Genomic DNA, 18,230 nt, shown 5'->3' on the forward strand with positions numbered 1-18,230 from the left:
CGAACTGTATTTCTTTAAATTTATTTTATCTTAAATTATTCTTTACACCTGCCTTGTTTTTTCTCTGTTGCTTTTAAGGTTTTTCCAGCTTTTGCAACTGCTAAAGCTTGTCTAAAATCTTTTAATGAAAATCTTGCTGAGGTTTGTAAAATCATTTGCCATTTATAGCCCAAGGCAGAAGAGGTGTCATCCACCATTTTTTTTCTTAGAACTTTAATCTCGACTTCTTTACCTTGGTTAAAAAAATCTATAACTTTTTTATTAATAGGAGGCGGTTTAACCGACCTTAACTTTCCATCTGCATATCGAGTAATGGTCCATTTCCCTTCATGTATTTTAACGCCATCTACATAAATCTGTTGGGCATCATCTTTATAAGGGGCTCCAGAACTAAAATTAAAATTTAACCAATAATTATTACTGGCATCACTAAATCCAATGCTTAAGCTTGTTATCGATAATCCTTTTTTTATGTTATATAGTTTTGGCTTTAAAGAAAAGTAATCACTCTTCCAGAATATGTCCCAGCCATTTAAAGTTTTTTTATCAGAGCAATAAGGTATTCTTTTTGGTTTTACTTTGTTATGATTTTTTGGAGCAGGAGTTCTTAAAAGGCTGTAAAAATTCATACCAATTTCTGCGCAACCAACCACGAAAACATTGCTTTTTTCACGGTCAAAAAACAGGGATTCAGGATAGATTAAACCATTTTTGGCTTTATTCCATGTAATGTCGCAATTCATTTTTACGTTTGCTATCGCATTATCCATCCCTTTTTTTACATCAGGATGTTCTTTATCTAAAATAACTTGCATCCTATTTACCCAATCTCTTATTTCTTGGGCTTTGGCTTTTTGGGAGTTAAAAAGTTTTGTCATGCTGTTTTTTATATATTCCTTTTCAAAGGGGAATTTAAGTGCAAAGTCTGCGCCATAATCAACCAAATTTAAATAGCTTCTAATATTCCTTAAGATTAAAAAACGAACGGCAGGCGTTGAACTTTTTAGCGCAAACTTGTCTTTTTTAGATTGAGCTGTTTTGAGTAAATTATCAATCTGTACTATTTGGGCCGATGTGCCTCCAGCAACAAGGCAGCCTACAAATTTTTCGGCACTACCATATTTTTCCAAAAGTGTTTTTGCTTTTTTTGTTGCGCATGCTTCACATTCTGCTCTGGTGGGAAGTTTTGTTACTGAATTTTGGGCTGCTGCTAATAGTGTAAAGAGAAAAGCAAAGGCTAGCTTTAAAGGGAAGTGTACTCTCATTATTATTGGCGTTGTTTATTCAAAGATACATAAAAAACGTTTGCTTGTGTGGCACATAAAAGTTTATAGACCATAGGTTTAAACTCTATTTTTTTGGTTTATTACGATGTTATAAATTATTTTGTTGATGATTTTTAAGATAGATTGTTTAAACCAAAAGCGATTGATGTGTTACCAGTACTAATTATTCATTAATTATTATTTTATTTGAAAAACGATTTTTACGATGCAATATGATAGACATTAACCAAGCCAACAAAACAGCAGATTATAATTTAATTGAAGACTTAGCCCATGTTATTTGGCGAGAACATTATATTCCCATGGTTGGTAAACCTCAGATAGATTATATGCTTGAAAAGTTTCAATCGGCCAAAGCCATAAAAAACCAAATTGAAAACGAGGGCTTTGAGTATTTTATAATTCATTTTAACAAAACCCCAGCGGGTTATATAGCTATTAAAAAAGAAAAGGAACATTTGTTTTTAAGCAAGATTTATGTGTTGCAAACCCACAGAGGAAAAAAAATAGGAAAAGCAGCCATGTTAAAAGTTGAAGATAAAGCCAAGGCATACCATTTAAAAGCCATTAGGCTTGGTGTGAATGTTAACAATACAAACTCCATAAAAGCCTATGAAAAACTGGGTTTTAAAATAGTAAAACCGTTTGTAACCTATATTGGCAACGGCTTTGTAATGGACGATTTTATTATGGAGAAAAAAGTTTAAATTGTAACCAACATTACGAAGAGCGGAGCGACGTGGTAATCTTTTAAATTGAAAATTAGAACTATAATTAAACAGATTGCCTAACTATGTTCGCAATATCGGTTAATAATCAATAACCTCTTTGTATTCCTCAAAAAAAGCTTCAAACAAAGTCATTTTTTTATTGAAGAATTCCATCACGTCGCTCCACGAGTTTTTGTTATGGATGGATACTTTTTGATTTAACGGTACATAAATTCTTGAGATTTCTTTATGGTTTTCTAAAACATATTCTTCCTCTAAAATAGCATCGGGCAAATAATCATCTAGCAAAATAGCTTTTAAAGCTTCAAGTCTTTCCCAGTATTTAATGCGGTTTTCCGTCCCGATAGCTATCGGGACATCTTCAATATCTAAAGCCACTAAAGCTTTTTTAGTATCAAAATGAAATTTAAACGAGACCCCTTTCAATTTGGTATTGTACAAAATCCATTTCCGTGGAAACGATTTCCCGAAACTGGTCCAAAACTCTTGTCGTAATTTGCGCGATTCTTCTTTTGAAAACATTAAAAATATTAGCTTTTTGTATTCCTTTGAATAAGGGAATCTCTTTATTTGTCATTTCTGTGAAAGTAGGTGTTCATTTTTATTATAACTAAGTTTCAATTGATGGTATTTCCGCCTTCGCGGAAATAAAAAATCAGCTAAATCATATAAGCCACGGCAACACCCAAAATAATGGCAACAAATTTAGATAAGTTAAACTTATGGCCCTCGCCACTTTCAAACAAAATGGTGGTAGAAATATGAAAAAATATACCAATAACAATCGCATTAATTATGTGGGCGTAATTTGCAATAGCTTCCCAAGTATTGGAGATAAATGCCCCTAACGGAGTCATAACCGCAAAAACAACTAAAAACCCGACAACTTGTAATTTATTGAAATTAGACTGAAACAAAAACATGCTAACCAAGGCCGCAATAGGTATTTTGTGAATTAAAACGCCATAAAGCATATCGTTGTGTTCGTGTATGGGGAAACCCTCTAAAAAGCTATGAATGCACAAACTCACAAAAAGCAACCACGGAAAATTACTGTCGTTCTCGCTTATGTGCACATGCCCATGCTCTGCCCCTTTAGAGAAAAGCTCTAAAACAATTTGCAATATAATACCGCACATAATGTACAAACCGGTAAGTTTGCCGCTTAAATGGTGGTACACCTCCGGGAGCAGCTCAAAAAGCGTTAATGCCAATAAAAAAGACCCGCTAAAAGAGAGTAGTAGCTTGGTGTTCCAGGTTTTTTTAAATTTGCTTAAACTGGCAATAAGCACACCTAAAACAACCGCTAAAATGGGTAATAAATATGGATTCATTCTTTGTTTTAATAGTTTTTAATTGGACCCGTTAGGTCTTGTTTTTTTATATTTTTCAAACAATTTTTTTATGTACTTAGGTTACCGCGTTATTCATAATAATTAAAAGTCTGTTATCAATCAGCCTACTTAAAAATCATTATTAATCGCTCCGATGTTTTGGCATCGAATTTATGCAATTTATAATCGCCAAAAACATCCAATAAATACACATGGGCAGCCTTAAACATGGTTTCAAAATCGTTTAAACTAAAAGCTTTAACCCGCTCTTGAAAATAATACGCATTGCCATCTGCCACAAACGAAATATCTTTTTTAATATAATCGCCATCAACATAACGCTTTAAATTAAAGCTAATGCCATCAACCGTTTTAAGCTCTTCGGGCACTAAATTATCAATAACAAATTCGCAATTCATAAAATCTATTACCCCAAAACCAAAGTCGTTTAAATTGCTTTTTATCGCTTTAATGGTGTTTAGGTTATCTTGGTCGTTTTCAAAATACCCAAAACTGGTAAACAAATTAAAAACCGCATCAAACTGTTTGTGGTAAGGTTGGCTTTTGTCGTGCACCTCAAAGCGCAGGCTGTTATTTTCAAACCGCTTCGCATAAGCAATGCTGTTTGCGCTTAAATCTATGCCCGTTACATCGTAGCCCAATGTGTTTAAATACCGCGCGTGCCTGCCCTTGCCACAAGCCAAATCTAAAATACTGCCCTGCTCTGGTATATTTAAATACCCAGTAAGCCTATCCATAAACGCGCGCCCCTCGTTATGGTCCCTGTCTTTGTATAAAATATGGTAAAAAGGCGAATCAAACCACGATTTAAACCATGTTGTACCGTTATTGCTCATCTGTTTTTTATGGGGTTACCCCCGGGAAATGTTCGGGGGTCAGGCTTTCCGCTATATCTTTCTGCGAAGCAGTCCCTAACTTGTTTCGGGATCTAACCAACAATTAACTCTCAGTTTAAAAGAAAGTAAATTGTTTTCAAGCTTCGCAAAAAGGATGCCGCATCAATCCTTAACCCATTATCTGCAATTGCTAGTTAATTTGCGCAAAATTACGTTATTTTTGCAATCTATTCGACGTAAAAAATGGAAGAAAATTTCAACATGGTTGCCAAAACCCTATTTGGCTTTGAAGATTTATTGGCAAAAGAACTCACACAACTTGGTGCACAACACGTAAAAAAAGGCGTGCGCAACGTTGCCTTTACAGGCGATAAAGGCTTTATGTACAAAGCCAATTTGGGGTTGCGAACCGCAGTTAAAATTTTAAAACCCATACATAGTTTTAGCGTAAAAAACGAAAACGATTTATACCATAAAATCTATGCCATGGATTGGTCCAAATACCTTAAGCCAACAGGTACTTTGGCCGTCGATGCTACCATACATTCCAATTTGTTTTCGCACTCGCTGTACATAGCCCAAAAAACAAAAGATGCCATAGTCGATAAATTTAGAGATACCACTGGCCAGCGTCCCAACGTAGATTTAAAATTCCCCGACCTAAAAATAAATGTACACATCGATAGGCAACAATGTACCATTTCGTTAGACTCCTCGGGCGATTCCTTGCACAAGCGCGGTTATAAAACAGCAACCAATATAGCGCCTATTAATGAAGTGTTGGCAGCGGGCATGATTATGCTTTCGGGTTGGGATGGGCAATCCGATTTTATGGATCCCATGTGCGGTTCGGGCACCATGCTAATTGAAGCGGCGATGATTGCTTGTAACATTCCGCCAAACCTCATGCGAAAAGAATTTGCCTTTGAGCGTTGGCAAGATTGGGATGTCGATTTATTTGAAAAAATAGAAGAATCCTTACTCGGAAAAACCCGCGATTTCCACCACAAAATAATAGGTTACGATAAAGCACCAAGTGCCGTGGCCAAAGCCAAAGACAACGTAAAGAACGCCCAACTGGAAGATTTTATAGAAGTTAAACACGAAGACTTTTTTAAAACCCAAAAAGGCGGCGACCAAAAACTGCACATGGTATTTAACCCACCCTACGGCGAGCGTTTAAATATTGATATGCAAGAATTTTATGCCAACATTGGCGACACGCTAAAGCAAAATTATTCGGGTACCGATGCTTGGTTTATTACCAGCAACCTCGATGCGCTTAAGCATGTGGGGTTACGACCTTCGCGGAAAATACAACTTTTTAATGCCAAACTCGAAGCACGTTTGGTTAAATATGTTATGTACCAAGGCAGTAAAAAAGGGAAGTATTTAAAGTAACAAATGCCTGAGAAAGCAGTAATCTTAGAATAGTTTACTTTCTAATAAAATATAAAATACAAAAGTTTTATTGTCTGTTTTGACCTGGGTTGCTGGCACGCGTTGCAAACACGCTGTATTATATTATTTTATATGGATTTAAAGCACGCTTTACAAAGGCGCGCTAGCGTGAGAGTTTAATTCTTGGTTTTTTGTTTTTTAATTCTTGTTTTAAAAACTACAAATATTGAAACTAAAAGCAATAATAATTTACCTACTAGCGCACCATAGCCAAATTCGCTTAAATTAGAGAGCCCTAAAGAAATAATTTGAATAATGTTGATAACAAAAACAACTGCTATTATAATAAAAATGTAGTGTATAATTTTTTTCATAAAAATATAGAAAAGTGGCTGTCTGAGAATGCAAAATAAATGTAGTTTATAAATATAACACTATAAATTACTTTTCAGACAACCTCTTTTTGCAAAATTACCTAGTAACAGTAGTGGTAGTTGGAGAATAAATTCCAAAAGTTAATGCACTTACCAGTCCGTTAATAAATGAATATCTTGTAAATACAGTATAGTTTTCTGCACCATCTGCCATTTGTTTTGAATCTGAAACACCAACTGGAGCTAAGCCATTAATTAGGTAGTGATTCCATTTTGTTACTTGAGTGTTTCCTTGTGCTCCTTTTCCAACAACACTTGTGTAAGAATAACATGAGGTTAAAAGCATTGATGCAACGACAGCTACTGTCATTAATTTCATTGATTTTTTAATCATTTTTTAATTTTTATAGGTTAAATTGTTTAATTATCTCATTTTCAAATATTTATCTTAAAGCTTGATAATGTTAATTTTTTGAAAACGAAATACGAAAATAAATAAAAATAAGTAAGAAAAAAACTTTGTTTAAGTAAGTTTTTGATTTTCATTAAATTAATGACTTAACGTGTTGCTTATTAGCTAAGTATGGTTTTAATAATTTTTGCTCGATAAAATTTATATATTTAAAAAAAATATTTTGTGTGTCCGTAATTAGTAATAATATAGTGTAACGTTATGCAGAACTCGTTTCAGCATCTTAATTATTATAATTTGACAAACAGTTATTTGCTTAATGTGGCCCTAAAACAAGTTAAGGATTACGAAGTAATTTGTTACATTATGGGCAATCATAAAAAAATTCAACATAAAAGAAAGATGCAATAGTCTTTTTAAATCATTAAACAGAGAAAATATTAAACAGATTGCCACACTTCTACCGCGCTCAGTGCAGGCTAAGCAAAATCCCAGCAAAGACGAAACATTATTTGCCATGAATTGTTAAAAAAGCAAGGTTATTTTTTATAATTCCCACCCGCGTACTGCGCCACAATTTTACGGTTTGCCGTTCGGCACGCGTTGGGGAAATCGAAAAAATAAAGGCATTCGGGCAGGCCATTGGTAAAGGTTATTCTTACCGAGCCGTTGCGCCGCCCGCTAAAACCTTGATACACATAGCGTGTTTTTATTTCGGTAAGTTTACCATTGGTGTCTGTTATTTTAGAAACGCTAGAAATGCTACCGCGTTGGTAGCGGTTCATGGCCCAGGTTTTAGAGTGTGCAAACACTAAATCTTCGGCTAATTTTGTAAGGTTTTGGTTATTAAAATCTACTACGGTTGTTTTTTTTCCGTCCAATCTAATGGGTTGTTTGCCCAAAGCAAACAAGCGTAAGTTTTCTTGAAATCGCATTAAACCGGCACTTTTACAAGCGTTTAGTTTTAACAAGGCTTTCATATCGGCATCGGCAGCCTGCGAATTGTTTAACACACTGGTGGCTGTACCAATAGGGTTGTCTTGTTTCATCATTTTATACATGTTTCTTAGGGCATCGCCAGCCTGTAAATTTTCTAGAATTACTTTGGCATTAAACATTTCTGGTGCGGCGTATAAACCGGTGCCAACATCTATCCACTCAATGCAAATTCTGCTAACTTCCCAACCATAGCCATCAGTAGTTACTCGCTCTTTAACGCACTCTGGTCGAGTAAGTTCAATTTTATCTGCGGGCAAACTAGAGGTGCAATGTTTAGCGTAGGTGGTTACATAAGCGTTGTAAAGCAGTACAAAAGTGCTGTGGTCCCTATCAAAAGGAATGTCGATAAAATTACCTTTAAAAATGTTGGTTAAAACGGTTTCAAAATGAAGACCTTTGGCATTAAAAACAAGATTGTTTGTATTGCTATTGGGGTTTGAATTATAATTTTTATTGATTTTTGGACTTGCCGAAATTAATGCAAACGCTACAAAAAATAGAAGTATTAATTTGAATTTAAAAAAGAGTTTTAACGCTGTGGGATTGGTTTTCATTTTTACTTTGGTATTTTGTTAATTGCTGAATTTTTATGTATTACAAACCAAGTTAGTTACCTGTTGGAAACTTATTTAAGCTAGTAAGTAAAGCCTTGTAAAAATGGGATTATCTAAAGTACAACAACTTTTATTGCGATGCAAATAATTAATATTGAATAGGTTACTTTTTTAGTAGGTTAGGGTGGTCTGTAATAATGCCATTAACGCCTATTGAAATTAACTCGTTGGCAAAATGTGCATTATTAACTGTCCAAACGTTAACATCTTTTCCTTTAGATTTTAAAAGTTTAATAAAATCTCGATTGGCAAAAGCATAGTTTATACTGTATGCTTTTATGTACGGTTGTTTATCGATATTTAACGCTTCAATTTCATTTGAAATGATAAAAGGAATAAATTTTAACTTACCTATAAGTAACTTATGCAATGTAATATTCGGGTTTAATTGATGCACGCGTTTTAAAACTTCAGAATCAAACGAATGGATAATTACCCAAGGTTCAGCTTGGTGTTTCGCTATAATTTTTACAATGTTTCTTTCGATATTCGGATAGTATTTATCGCCTTTTTTAATCTCGATAATCAGTTCAGATTTACCATCAATTAACTTAATGATGTCTTCTAAAGTAGGAATTCCTTCATTTATAAAATCATCAGAAAACCAACTGCCTGCATCTAATTTTTTAAGCTCTAAAAAGCTGTTTTCTTTTACTAATCCTTTGCCGTTTGTTGTTCTATCTAAAGTGGTGTCGTGCATTAAAACCACTACCGAGTCTTGGGTTTGCTGCACATCTATTTCTATACTATCGGGATTTAAATTTAAAGCCGCCTTAACCGAAGCCGCCGTATTTTCTGGAGCAATTTTTGAAGCTCCACGATGTGCAATTATTAAAGCATCTGCTTCTTCATTTAAAAAATCTTGAAAGAAAATAGGGGAGAGCGATAGGCACAAATACGCAATAATCAATACCATGAAACTGCCAATAATTTTTGCTGCTTTCTTCACCTTTTAAAAATGAGTTAAACTCTATTTAGCTTTTTTATAAAGCGGAATACGATACGAAATGGTATAGCTATAACCCACGCCAATACGACTGCTATCGTAGGTTTTGTTAAAACCGGGAATGTATATATTTTGAAAATTACTGGGTTCTGTTTCGCTGGCCAAAACTTTAAGTTGGGCGTTTAAACCCATGTACAGATTATTAAAAATTTCGGCTTTTATGCCCAAAATAAGTTCTGCCCAAATGGCGGTTAGTCCATCAAATTTTTCTGGTGATGTAGAAACAAACTGTTCGCCCCAATATTGGTTGGTGTTATAAACGGTAAGGCTATTTAAAGTATGGCTAAATGTGCTGGCGCCAACGCGAAAGCCAAAGTAAATCATGTTGTCCATATTCAGCCAGTTTTGGTAAGAGTTGTAATCTATTCCGCCTTTAAAATAGCTGCCTGTGGTAGTAATATCCAAATAGTCGGTTTTGTTGTTTTTTTCTTCTACACCAATTTCGCCTGCTATGTACAGGTTTTTTTTAATTCGGTAATCGGCAATTAATTCAAAACCAGAGTAATCATCGTCTATAGCTGTTCTTATAAGTTTACCAATATCGCCACCTATGCGCAGCCCGTATTTTTGTTTAATAACCAGCGAGTCGTTTGCCGTATTGGGAATACTATCGTTTTGTGCGTTTACAGGCACACAAAAAAGCAGAAAAACGACGCTGCTAATGAAATAAGTTAAAATGTACTGCTGTTTCATTTTCTACAGATTGCGGGTTATTTAAGGGTTGAATAGATTGTATCCAGTTATCGCCATCGTTTTCAACTACAATTTCAACAGCTTTAAAAATGGTTTTATAACCACAAGCGCGCGATACAAAAACGTTTTCGGTGGTGTAGCTTATGGTAACAATATCTTGGTTACCTCCAATAATATCGTCTGATGTGTCATCGGGTGTATCGTTGTCATCATAGGTGTAATTACTGTGTATTTTGTACTGCGATGTGTTTATATGGGTCTTTAACGGCAATACAATAGAGTCGTTTGTAACCACATTGTAGCCAGTTAAAACCTTATCAATGCCAACACCTTGAATTCTTAAACCAAATATGTTTTTTTTATTGTCTTGCTCATCAACATCAAAAGCCGTAATAATTAAACTGGGCGTTGTTGGAGTGCTTTCGGGACAAATATCGTCGCGCTCGCAACTTGCCGTAATTCCAATTACCAATACCATAATTGGTAAAAAAAGGTATTTAAGATATTTTATTTTCATTTTTTACAAATAAACGAATTAACAACTAAACACATTACCGTTTTTGCAACAACACCACATTTTCAACATGGTGGGTTTGCGGGAACATATCTACAGCTTGGGTTTTTGTAACTTTATACATGGCGTCCATTAAGGCTAAATCTCTGGCTTGTGTGGCACTATTGCAGCTCACGTAAACCACTTTTTTTGGTGCTATGTTTAATATTTGCTGTACCACGTCTTTGTGCATGCCTTCTCTGGGCGGATCGGTAATTATTATATCGGGTTGCCCGTGTGTTTTTATAAATTCGGTTTTAAAAACCTGTTTCATATCGCCCACAAAGAATTCAACGTTATTAATGTTATTTAATTGTGCATTTTCTTTGGCGGCGGTAATAGCATCGGGTACCGCCTCGACACCAACTACTTTACTTGCTTTTTTGGCGACAAATTGTGCGATGGTGCCTGTGCCGGTGTACAAATCGTAAACCAGTTCTTTGCCTGTTAATCCAGCAAAATCGCGTGTTATTTTATATAATTCGTACGCTTGCGCGGAATTGGTTTGATAAAACGATTTGGCATTTATTTTAAAACGTAAACCTTCCATTTCCTCAAATATGTGGTCGCTGCCTTTGTAGCAAATTACGTTTTGGTCGTAAATGGTATCGTTGGCTTTTTCGTTTATAACGTATTGTAAAGAAGTGATTTGCGGAAAGGTTTCAGCAAGAAAATCCAATAACAATTCACGTTTTGTTTTATCGTCTTTAAAAAATTGAATCATTACCATAATATCGCCCGTGCTCGATGTGCGAATCATCATGGTGCGCAACAACCCGGTTTGGTTGCGGGTGTTGAAAAATTCTAATTCATTGGCTACGGCAAACTGCTTTACGGCATTCCGAATGGTGTTTGAAGGATCGGCTTGTAAATGGCATTTTTTTATATCTAAAATCTTGTCCCACATCCCCGGGATATGGAATCCTAAAGCGTTTCGGTCGCCTAAATCTGCATCCGATTGTACTTCCTCAATAGTTAACCAACGCGAATCGCTAAACGAAAATTCCATTTTATTTCTGTAGAAATATTGATTATCTGAACCCAAAATTGGGGTAACCTCGGGCAACTCAATATGCCCAATTCGGGTTAAGTTATTGGTAACTTCTTTTTGCTTGTAAAACAGTTGATGCTGGTAAGCCATATCTTGCCATTTACAGCCGCCACAGGTTCCAAAATGTTCGCAAACGGGTTCGGTTCTTTTATCAGATAATTTGTGGAAAACCGTTGCTTTACCCTCGTAATACGCTTTACGTTTTTTAAAGGTTTGCACATCTACCACATCGCCAGGAACGGCATTGGGTAAAAAAATTACCTTCCCGTCGGGTGCTTTGGCAATGGTTTTTCCTTTTGCTCCGGCATCGATTACCTCTATGTTTTCAAAAATTTGTTTTCTTTGTTTTCTTCTTCTAGACATGCTGCAAAAATACTGAACTCATTTATACTTTTTTTGTTTCAACTTAAAAATAGTAACAATTAATTTTTAGTCTAAAAAATCTTTTAAACCATTTTTTCCCGATAGCGGCTCCACCATAAAATACAATAGCATTTTAAAACGCCATAAATATTTACTAATATTGTAAATCCTAGGGATGATTTCTCTCCCACGCTGCTTTTTCGTCCCGATAACCATTGGGATCCCGAAAGAATAAAGGTATAGAAGGAATGGTTATTTGCTCGCAAAGCGAGATCTAATTATTAATGTTTACGCCCATAATAGGTGTTAAACGGTGCCTTATCTTAAGGCATTTAACCTTTAAATTATTTTAAAATGGCTGTTTTAGACCACATTTCGTCGCAAGAAGCGATGGCCTTAGAAAACAAGTATGGCGCTCAAAATTATCATCCGTTACCCGTAGTATTAAGCAAGGGTAAAGGCGTGCATGTTTGGGACGTAGAAGGGAAGCAATACTACGATTTTTTATCGGCTTACTCCTCTGTAAACCAAGGGCATTGTCACCCAAAAATTGTTGATGCTTTAACAAAACAAGCACAAACTCTTACATTAACATCTCGTGCGTTTTACAACGATATGTTGGGCAAATACGAAAAATATGTAACCCAGTATTTTGGTTTCGATAAAGTATTGCCAATTAACACGGGCGCAGAAGCTGTTGAAACCGCATTAAAGGTATGCCGAAAATGGGCCTACGAGGTTAAAGGGATAGACACCAACAAAGCAAAAATTATTGTTTGTAAAAATAACTTCCATGGGCGAACAACAACTATTATATCGTTTTCCAACGATCCGGTGGCGCGTAAAAACTTTGGCCCTTATACCGAAGGTTTTATTAAAATTGAATACGATAATTTAAAAGCACTCGAAGATACTTTGGAAAGCAGCTCGGATATAGCCGGTTTTTTAGTAGAACCCATTCAAGGCGAAGCTGGTGTTTATGTTCCAAGCGATGGCTATTTGGCAAAAGCTAAGGCTTTATGCGAAAAGTATAATGTGCTATTTATTGCAGACGAAGTACAAACAGGTATTGCCCGAACAGGAAGAATGCTTGCCGTGGACCACGAAAATGTTAAACCCGATATTTTGGTTTTAGGCAAAGCCTTAAGCGGTGGTATTTACCCGGTATCTGCGGTATTGGCCAATAACGAGATTATGAATGTTATAAGACCCGGAAACCACGGTAGTACCTATGGCGGCAATCCTGTGGCAGCAGCTGTTGCCATAGCGGCACTGCAAGTTGTAAAAAACGAACAGCTTACTGAAAATGCAGAATATTTAGGCAAGCTATTTAGAGCCGAAATGAATAAATACATTAAGCAAAGCAAGATTGTAAACTTGGTTAGGGGCAAAGGGCTTTTAAACGCTATTGTAATTAATGATGATGAATATAGCGATACCGCGTGGAATATTTGTTTGGCCTTGCGCGATAACGGATTATTAGCAAAACCAACACACGGAAACATCATCCGTTTCGCACCGCCTCTGGTAATGACCGAAGACCAATTATTGGACTGTGTAGGCATTATTACAAAAACCTTAAAACAGTTTGAAAATTAAATATTATGGAACAAAAATCGGCTTTTGAAAGCTTTGAGTTAGAAGTGAATGATGAGATTAAGGGACTTTTAAAAGAGACGGCGTCGTGGACCTATTTTTTATCTATACTTGGTTTTATTGGCATCGGGATAATGGTAATTTTCGGAATATTTTTTGGCGCTATAATGAGTTCGAGCGCATTGGGAGATGCCAATCCGTATGCGGCAATGGGTTTCTCTATGGGGTATTTCGGACTTATATATGTGGTTATGGCGCTCATTTATTTTTTTCCGGTTTATTATCTGTTCAATTTTTCAAGAAAGATGAAAACCGCTCTAAGCACCACCAATAAAGATGATTTTAAGTTGGCTTTTGCCAATTTAAAGTCGCACTACAAATATGTTGGTATTTTTACTATTGCAATCATAAGTATTTATATTGTATTGATATTTGGCAGTATGATGTTTGCGGCAACTTCATTTTAAATAATATTTGGGTTTTATGGTAATTTCAATCAATACCTGCTAAAAATCAAAAAAAAAAGCGACCAATTGGTATTTGGTCGCTTTGTTGTAAATAATATTTGTTGGTTTAGTTATTCTGCATTTGTTCCATCATTTCTTGAGATTGTTCCAAGAGTTGATCCCATCCAATTGTAGAAATTAAATAGATGTAATAGATAAAATATAAAATATTAATTACAAATATTACCAGTGCCACAATTTTGGCTGTGTTCATGGCTTTTACGCTCGATGGGTCGAAATTTTCCGGATTAAGTTTTGCGGCCTTTAATTTGCTCATTGCAATAAGTAAAGCTATACCCGCAAGTATAAATCCCAGACCGGCAAAACAGCAGCATAAAAGGCCTAAAATAGCTAAAACGTAAACAATAGTTGGGTTGAGTTTTTGTTGTTCCATGTGTGAATTTTAATTGGTAAATTTAATGATAAAACTAATTATGATGGTTAATACTGTAACAATAGCAAGTGTTGCTATTATTTTATTTGAATGTTTAAATTTAAAGAAAATATTTATGACTATAATTATAAAAAGTAAAATAAGGCCGTAAATAGCCGGATACATATAAAAAGCCTCAGCAAATTTACCTTGAAATATTAAAGCTATTGCGCGTTGCATGCCACAGCCCATACAATCTAAACCAAATAGTTTTTTGTTTAAACAGGGTAGCATATACTCATCTAAAGCTTGCATTAAAAATGTTTAAGTTTTGTCAAATTTAGAAAAAAATGCGAGTAAACAATAGCTTTTAAAACTATATTGAAGTCTATTTTTTGTTAGTTACAATTACTTTTTTGGTAAAACCTTGATTGTTTTTTAAACGGATTCTGGCAATATACACCCCGTCGCTTAAAGATTTTGTAGAAAACGTATAAGTGTTTTTTACTTCCGAAATATTTTCATTTAAAACTTGTTTTCCCGAAGCATCAAATACATGTAACGATGTTATATCTAAAGCATTTGGGTTTATAATTTTTAATTCTGAAATATTATTGTTTTGAATAATGTTAAAATCGTTAAAATAGGTTTCAGTTATATTTAGTGTTTTGCTACTAAAGCTAACCTCAAAGCGGTCGCTATAATCTCCAGCCTCAAGATTCATATCAAAATCTTGCACTCTTAAATTCACGTACAAATTGGTTTATTTATCGTGTATGTAAATGGGTTGGTTGCTATCAAAATTCTGAATATCTGCTATCCTAATTCTAACCGGCATGTTTTGGGCCAATTTAATGGTTAACGGTATTTTTAAAGAGGCATCAAAAGGTAAGGCTTGAATAACGTATAAATCGTTGTCTTCATTGTTGGTAAAGTAAGCGTCTGAAGCCAAAATGTTATCAGTATTCATTTTGCCCTCCAAACCTGGATCGTAACCTAAGGTTGCTCTAGCATGAAAATTCTCCAATAATTGCCTCGTGTGAGTATTGTTAAAATCAATGTTTAATCGAAAGCGTTTAAAATCGCTTGGTACTTTATAAAAGCCATTGGCTGTTTTTTCAGTTTTAGTTTTTTCTTTTGTGTTGGGGTTTTTAAAAAATTCGCTGTTCGCACCACTTTCTTTTTGGTACACACGATGTGCGTTTTTAGCTCTCACAACACCATTTGCCACACCTGTAACCATAAAACCCTGCCCAATAGGTATGTAGCGTTGCGGTTCTTTTCCAGAAGGGCTACCGCTGCCTCCGCCAATTAAATTTCCCGCTGCATCATAGGTGCTAAATGTGGCAGGGGTATAAGATCTTACGTGGCTAAACTCATCAATAGTGTAGGTGGCATATCCACCAGAGTAATTAACCAAAATATGCGAATTTACGTTGGGGTCTTGTTCCCAAAATTCTAATTGCGGAAGTATGGTGTTTCTGTTATCGTTATCCCAAATGTAGGCGTGAGCATCAATTGCAGAAGGATAGGGGTTTCCCACTAAACTTAATTCTCTCGTTGCAACAGCAACCTCAATAGTGCCTGTATTTGGCTTGCCCCTAAAGTCGTAATTTTGGTTGTCCCCCGGGTTGTTGGCACTGGTGCCGGCTGTACCTTTCATGGTAAATCCTTCTCCGGGGTTTATTGTGGTAGCGGCTTGAACGTGTATCCAATCAAAATAACCGCTTTGGGCAATAAGTTTCCAAATCCAATAGGGTTCAATATTCAAGGGGCTTGATGTACCATTATAATTGCTGTTATGAACGTAGGTTGTGGCAAGTGTTCCTGTTATATCAAAAGGATCTATATCATGCAAAAGCGTAATACCAAAAGGGTTATTGGTAGTGCTGGCGGTTTTGCTCCCAACAGGCGAGCACCAATAGTTGTATTCGTGCGCCCCTACATTGCCGTCTTGATAAACGCTTAATTCGCCAATGCCAGAGTTTTTAACGGCAGCAGTTTCAGTACCGGAGCCTTGAATAAGTTGTGCTTCGTTGCGTAAGTAAATAGTGCTTGTGGCTTCGTTTAAATTAATGTCGTTTTCAACAAAAACAACTTGGTCGTTTACAAAGATATAAGCGTTGTTCCTTACCGAGAGTTGAGCAAAGGATAAGCCGGTAACAAAGAGTAAAACAAAAGTAAATTTATGGGGCATAAATATAGTTTATATGTTTAATAAACAAAGATAGTTGTTTTAATATAAAAAGGCAAAATAACAATTTGAGGCGTATAATATCAAATTTTATAATATTAATTAAACGGCAAATTATTTACACAAAAAGTATTTTTTAGCGTAATTTGCCTTTTTAATTTCAATTGCATTTTAATGAAATATTTTAATTATATATTAATTGTTTTAGGGGCTATTGTAGCTTTTTACTCCAAGGCCGGAAGCGAACAAAATCAATATATTTTAATTGGCGGTATTATGGTTTTAATGATTGGTGTTTATAGAATTTCCAGAAATATCCCGAGTAAAACTACCAATGATGAAGATACAATGGATGTTAAAAAAGACGAAGAATGATGACTTTTAAATTAGGGGATTCCGTAATGGTTTTAGATGAAGATTTAATGGGTACTATTAAAAAGATAGATGGCGATTTAATTTCAATTGAAACCGAAGATGGTTTTTTATTGGATTTTAAAACCGATGAATTGGTTAAAAACAAATCTGATAAAACGCTAAAAGGTAAATTGTTTTCTAATTCAAATATCAGTACTGTTATTTCTGAAAAAGAGCAACCTAAAAAGAAACCCGTAAAAAAGGTAAAAGCCAAAGACCGTTACGAGCCCACTATGGAAATTGATTTGCACATCCATCAATTGGTAAAATCTTCAAAAGGCATGACTAACCACGAGATGCTAACCTTACAGCTTAACACGGCGCAAAGGCAATTGGATTTTGCCATTAAAAACCGCATTCAAAAAATAGTGTTTATCCACGGTGTGGGCGAGGGCGTTTTAAAAATGGAACTGGATTACCTTTTTGGGCGTTACAGCAATGTAAAATTCTACGATGCCAATTACCAAAAATACGGTTTAGGCGCCACCGAAGTTTATATTTACCAAAACGTAGCTCCTAATTAAAATCTGGGGTTACGGTTCTGCTCCCCGATGTTTTACCATCAGATAACTCACCAAAATCAAGAACATCTTGCGATAAAATATTTATATTAATACCTTTTAACATTAGTGTTACAAAGTAGGTCTTAATTATGGTGTGTTTTCTGTATGCCGTGGCTGGCGTGTCTGTATTGGCAACATCTGGGTTTAAATAATCGGGCCCCACATCGGGGTTGGTAATATCGTCCGTGGGGTTTTGGTTTTCGGTGTTGGTTTCTTCATCTATGGTTTTTACACCATCGCCGTCATCGTCATCATCTAAATAATTTGGGATTAAATCGCCATCTGTATCATCGTTAGTAAAATCGCCGTCTTTATCTAAATCTTCATCTTTGGTTAAAACATTGTCGCCATCATCATCGGCATCTTTATAGTTTGGTATGCCATCGCCATCGGTATCATCGTTTTCTAAATTACCATCTCCATTAATATCTTCTAGAGCGGCAGGAATACCATCGTTGTCATCTTCGGTCAATGTTACCATTATTTCAGCATCGCAAGTACTATCATAGTTGTTTGTAATTATAATATCAGAAGGCGGAATATCATTGCAAAACAAATCGTTGCCGTTTATTTTTTCGTTGCTGTAGGTTCTGTAATTAAAGGCATTGCCAGTTTTTGTTATTAAAGTTTCGCTGCCCTCGAAGGTTAAAATCTCATCTAATGTTAACGATTTAATTACCACAGACAACGATTCAGACGGATCGTTTTTTGTTTTGTAAAATATTAAATCTGAAGTGCCGCAAGGTTTAGCGAAAAAATCATTTTCAAAATCCAGTTCAACATCAATAATTTCGCCATCGTTGCAAGAAAATAGGCAAGCAAAACTAAGGGTTATTAAAGCAAAAAATAATTTACGCATGGGTTTGGGTTTTAAAGCAAAAATAATGGAATTGTTATTTATAACGTATCA

The 18,230-nt window shown here is 35.4% G+C and carries 21 protein-coding genes; 6 read left to right on the top strand and 15 right to left on the bottom strand.

Annotation, left to right across the window (positions count from 1 at the left end):
- Positions 1 to 35: 35 nt before the first annotated feature.
- Positions 36 to 1,265, bottom strand: coding sequence for a hypothetical protein (locus ACFSQS_RS08355; RefSeq protein WP_388016961.1), 1,230 nt, complete (start codon positions 1,263 to 1,265; stop codon positions 36 to 38).
- Between the two features lie 233 nt (positions 1,266 to 1,498).
- On the opposite strand from ACFSQS_RS08355, the gene ACFSQS_RS08360 reads away from it, so the two are divergent.
- Complete coding sequence (locus tag ACFSQS_RS08360; protein WP_388016964.1) at positions 1,499 to 1,993, top strand: GNAT family N-acetyltransferase; 495 nt, start codon at positions 1,499 to 1,501, stop codon at positions 1,991 to 1,993.
- 102 nt (positions 1,994 to 2,095) lie between these two features.
- Here ACFSQS_RS08360 and ACFSQS_RS08365 read toward each other — a convergent pair whose 3' ends face one another.
- The 3 genes from ACFSQS_RS08365 to ACFSQS_RS08375 all read right to left on the bottom strand — a co-directional run bounded on the left by ACFSQS_RS08365 (position 2,096) and on the right by ACFSQS_RS08375 (position 4,208).
- Positions 2,096 to 2,539, bottom strand: a complete 444-nt coding sequence (locus ACFSQS_RS08365) for a DUF4268 domain-containing protein (protein ID WP_388016967.1) — start codon at positions 2,537 to 2,539, stop codon at positions 2,096 to 2,098.
- 137 nt (positions 2,540 to 2,676) lie between these two features.
- Positions 2,677 to 3,351 carry a ZIP family metal transporter gene (locus ACFSQS_RS08370; RefSeq protein ID WP_388016970.1) on the bottom strand — a complete coding sequence of 225 codons (675 nt, stop codon included), beginning with the start codon at positions 3,349 to 3,351 and terminating at the stop codon, positions 2,677 to 2,679.
- A gap of 125 nt (positions 3,352 to 3,476) precedes the next feature.
- Complete coding sequence (locus ACFSQS_RS08375) at positions 3,477 to 4,208, bottom strand: class I SAM-dependent methyltransferase (RefSeq protein WP_388016973.1); 732 nt, start codon at positions 4,206 to 4,208, stop codon at positions 3,477 to 3,479.
- Between the two features lie 243 nt (positions 4,209 to 4,451).
- Between ACFSQS_RS08375 and ACFSQS_RS08380 the strand changes: the two genes are divergently transcribed.
- Positions 4,452 to 5,609, top strand: a complete 1,158-nt coding sequence (locus ACFSQS_RS08380) for a THUMP domain-containing class I SAM-dependent RNA methyltransferase (RefSeq protein ID WP_388016976.1) — start codon at positions 4,452 to 4,454, stop codon at positions 5,607 to 5,609.
- Positions 5,610 to 6,080: 471 nt separating this feature from the next.
- On the opposite strand, the gene ACFSQS_RS08385 is transcribed toward ACFSQS_RS08380, so the two are convergent.
- From ACFSQS_RS08385 to rlmD, 6 genes are all read right to left on the bottom strand, one after another.
- Entirely contained in the window at positions 6,081 to 6,377 is a 297-nt protein-coding gene (locus tag ACFSQS_RS08385) for a Bor family protein (RefSeq protein ID WP_388016979.1), read from the bottom strand.
- Positions 6,378 to 6,934: 557 nt separating this feature from the next.
- The gene (locus ACFSQS_RS08390; RefSeq protein WP_388016982.1) at positions 6,935 to 7,948 is read right to left on the bottom strand and encodes a hypothetical protein; all 1,014 of its coding nucleotides are present in this window, start codon (positions 7,946 to 7,948) and stop codon (positions 6,935 to 6,937) included.
- 163 nt (positions 7,949 to 8,111) lie between these two features.
- Positions 8,112 to 8,957 carry a glycerophosphodiester phosphodiesterase gene (locus tag ACFSQS_RS08395; RefSeq protein WP_388016985.1) on the bottom strand — a complete coding sequence of 282 codons (846 nt, stop codon included), beginning with the start codon at positions 8,955 to 8,957 and terminating at the stop codon, positions 8,112 to 8,114.
- A gap of 21 nt (positions 8,958 to 8,978) precedes the next feature.
- Complete coding sequence (locus ACFSQS_RS08400) at positions 8,979 to 9,707, bottom strand: DUF6048 family protein (protein ID WP_388016988.1); 729 nt, start codon at positions 9,705 to 9,707, stop codon at positions 8,979 to 8,981.
- On the bottom strand, positions 9,673 to 10,224 hold the full coding sequence (locus ACFSQS_RS08405) for a DUF6452 family protein (RefSeq protein WP_388016991.1): 552 nt from the start codon (positions 10,222 to 10,224) through the stop codon (positions 9,673 to 9,675). Before ACFSQS_RS08405 ends, ACFSQS_RS08400 begins: the two co-directional genes overlap by 35 nt.
- A 34-nt stretch (positions 10,225 to 10,258) precedes the next feature.
- Positions 10,259 to 11,674 carry a 23S rRNA (uracil(1939)-C(5))-methyltransferase RlmD gene (gene rlmD / locus ACFSQS_RS08410; protein WP_388016994.1) on the bottom strand — a complete coding sequence of 472 codons (1,416 nt, stop codon included), beginning with the start codon at positions 11,672 to 11,674 and terminating at the stop codon, positions 10,259 to 10,261.
- A gap of 354 nt (positions 11,675 to 12,028) precedes the next feature.
- Between rlmD and rocD the strand changes: the two genes are divergently transcribed.
- Together rocD and ACFSQS_RS08420 are read left to right on the top strand one after the other, a co-directional pair.
- Complete coding sequence (gene rocD, locus ACFSQS_RS08415) at positions 12,029 to 13,273, top strand: ornithine--oxo-acid transaminase (protein ID WP_388016997.1); 1,245 nt, start codon at positions 12,029 to 12,031, stop codon at positions 13,271 to 13,273.
- Between the two features lie 5 nt (positions 13,274 to 13,278).
- On the top strand, positions 13,279 to 13,737 hold the full coding sequence (locus ACFSQS_RS08420; protein WP_388017000.1) for a hypothetical protein: 459 nt from the start codon (positions 13,279 to 13,281) through the stop codon (positions 13,735 to 13,737).
- A gap of 106 nt (positions 13,738 to 13,843) precedes the next feature.
- Here ACFSQS_RS08420 and ACFSQS_RS08425 read toward each other — a convergent pair whose 3' ends face one another.
- The 4 genes from ACFSQS_RS08425 to ACFSQS_RS08440 form a co-directional block, all read right to left on the bottom strand.
- The gene (locus tag ACFSQS_RS08425) at positions 13,844 to 14,170 is read right to left on the bottom strand and encodes a CCC motif membrane protein (protein WP_388017003.1); all 327 of its coding nucleotides are present in this window, start codon (positions 14,168 to 14,170) and stop codon (positions 13,844 to 13,846) included.
- Between the two features lie 9 nt (positions 14,171 to 14,179).
- Positions 14,180 to 14,464, bottom strand: a complete 285-nt coding sequence (locus tag ACFSQS_RS08430) for a DUF2752 domain-containing protein (RefSeq protein ID WP_388017006.1) — start codon at positions 14,462 to 14,464, stop codon at positions 14,180 to 14,182.
- A 73-nt stretch (positions 14,465 to 14,537) separates the two neighbouring features.
- Complete coding sequence (locus ACFSQS_RS08435; protein WP_388017009.1) at positions 14,538 to 14,900, bottom strand: T9SS type A sorting domain-containing protein; 363 nt, start codon at positions 14,898 to 14,900, stop codon at positions 14,538 to 14,540.
- 12 nt (positions 14,901 to 14,912) lie between these two features.
- Positions 14,913 to 16,346: a secretion protein gene (locus ACFSQS_RS08440; protein WP_388017012.1), complete on the bottom strand. Its 1,434-nt coding sequence runs from the start codon at positions 16,344 to 16,346 to the stop codon at positions 14,913 to 14,915.
- Between the two features lie 171 nt (positions 16,347 to 16,517).
- Between ACFSQS_RS08440 and ACFSQS_RS08445 the strand changes: the two genes are divergently transcribed.
- Both ACFSQS_RS08445 and ACFSQS_RS08450 read left to right on the top strand, forming a co-directional pair.
- On the top strand, positions 16,518 to 16,718 hold the full coding sequence (locus tag ACFSQS_RS08445; RefSeq protein ID WP_388017015.1) for a hypothetical protein: 201 nt from the start codon (positions 16,518 to 16,520) through the stop codon (positions 16,716 to 16,718).
- The gene (locus ACFSQS_RS08450; RefSeq protein WP_388017230.1) at positions 16,718 to 17,281 is read left to right on the top strand and encodes a Smr/MutS family protein; all 564 of its coding nucleotides are present in this window, start codon (positions 16,718 to 16,720) and stop codon (positions 17,279 to 17,281) included. The genes ACFSQS_RS08445 and ACFSQS_RS08450 overlap by 1 nt, the downstream gene beginning before the upstream one ends.
- On the opposite strand, the gene ACFSQS_RS08455 is transcribed toward ACFSQS_RS08450, so the two are convergent.
- Entirely contained in the window at positions 17,274 to 18,179 is a 906-nt protein-coding gene (locus ACFSQS_RS08455; RefSeq protein WP_388017018.1) for a hypothetical protein, read from the bottom strand. The genes ACFSQS_RS08450 and ACFSQS_RS08455 overlap by 8 nt on opposite strands.
- Positions 18,180 to 18,230 lie beyond the last annotated feature (51 nt).

The sequence above is a fragment of the Gelatiniphilus marinus genome (assembly GCF_042684345.1).
Lineage (GTDB): Bacteria > Bacteroidota > Bacteroidia > Flavobacteriales > Flavobacteriaceae > Gelatiniphilus > Gelatiniphilus marinus.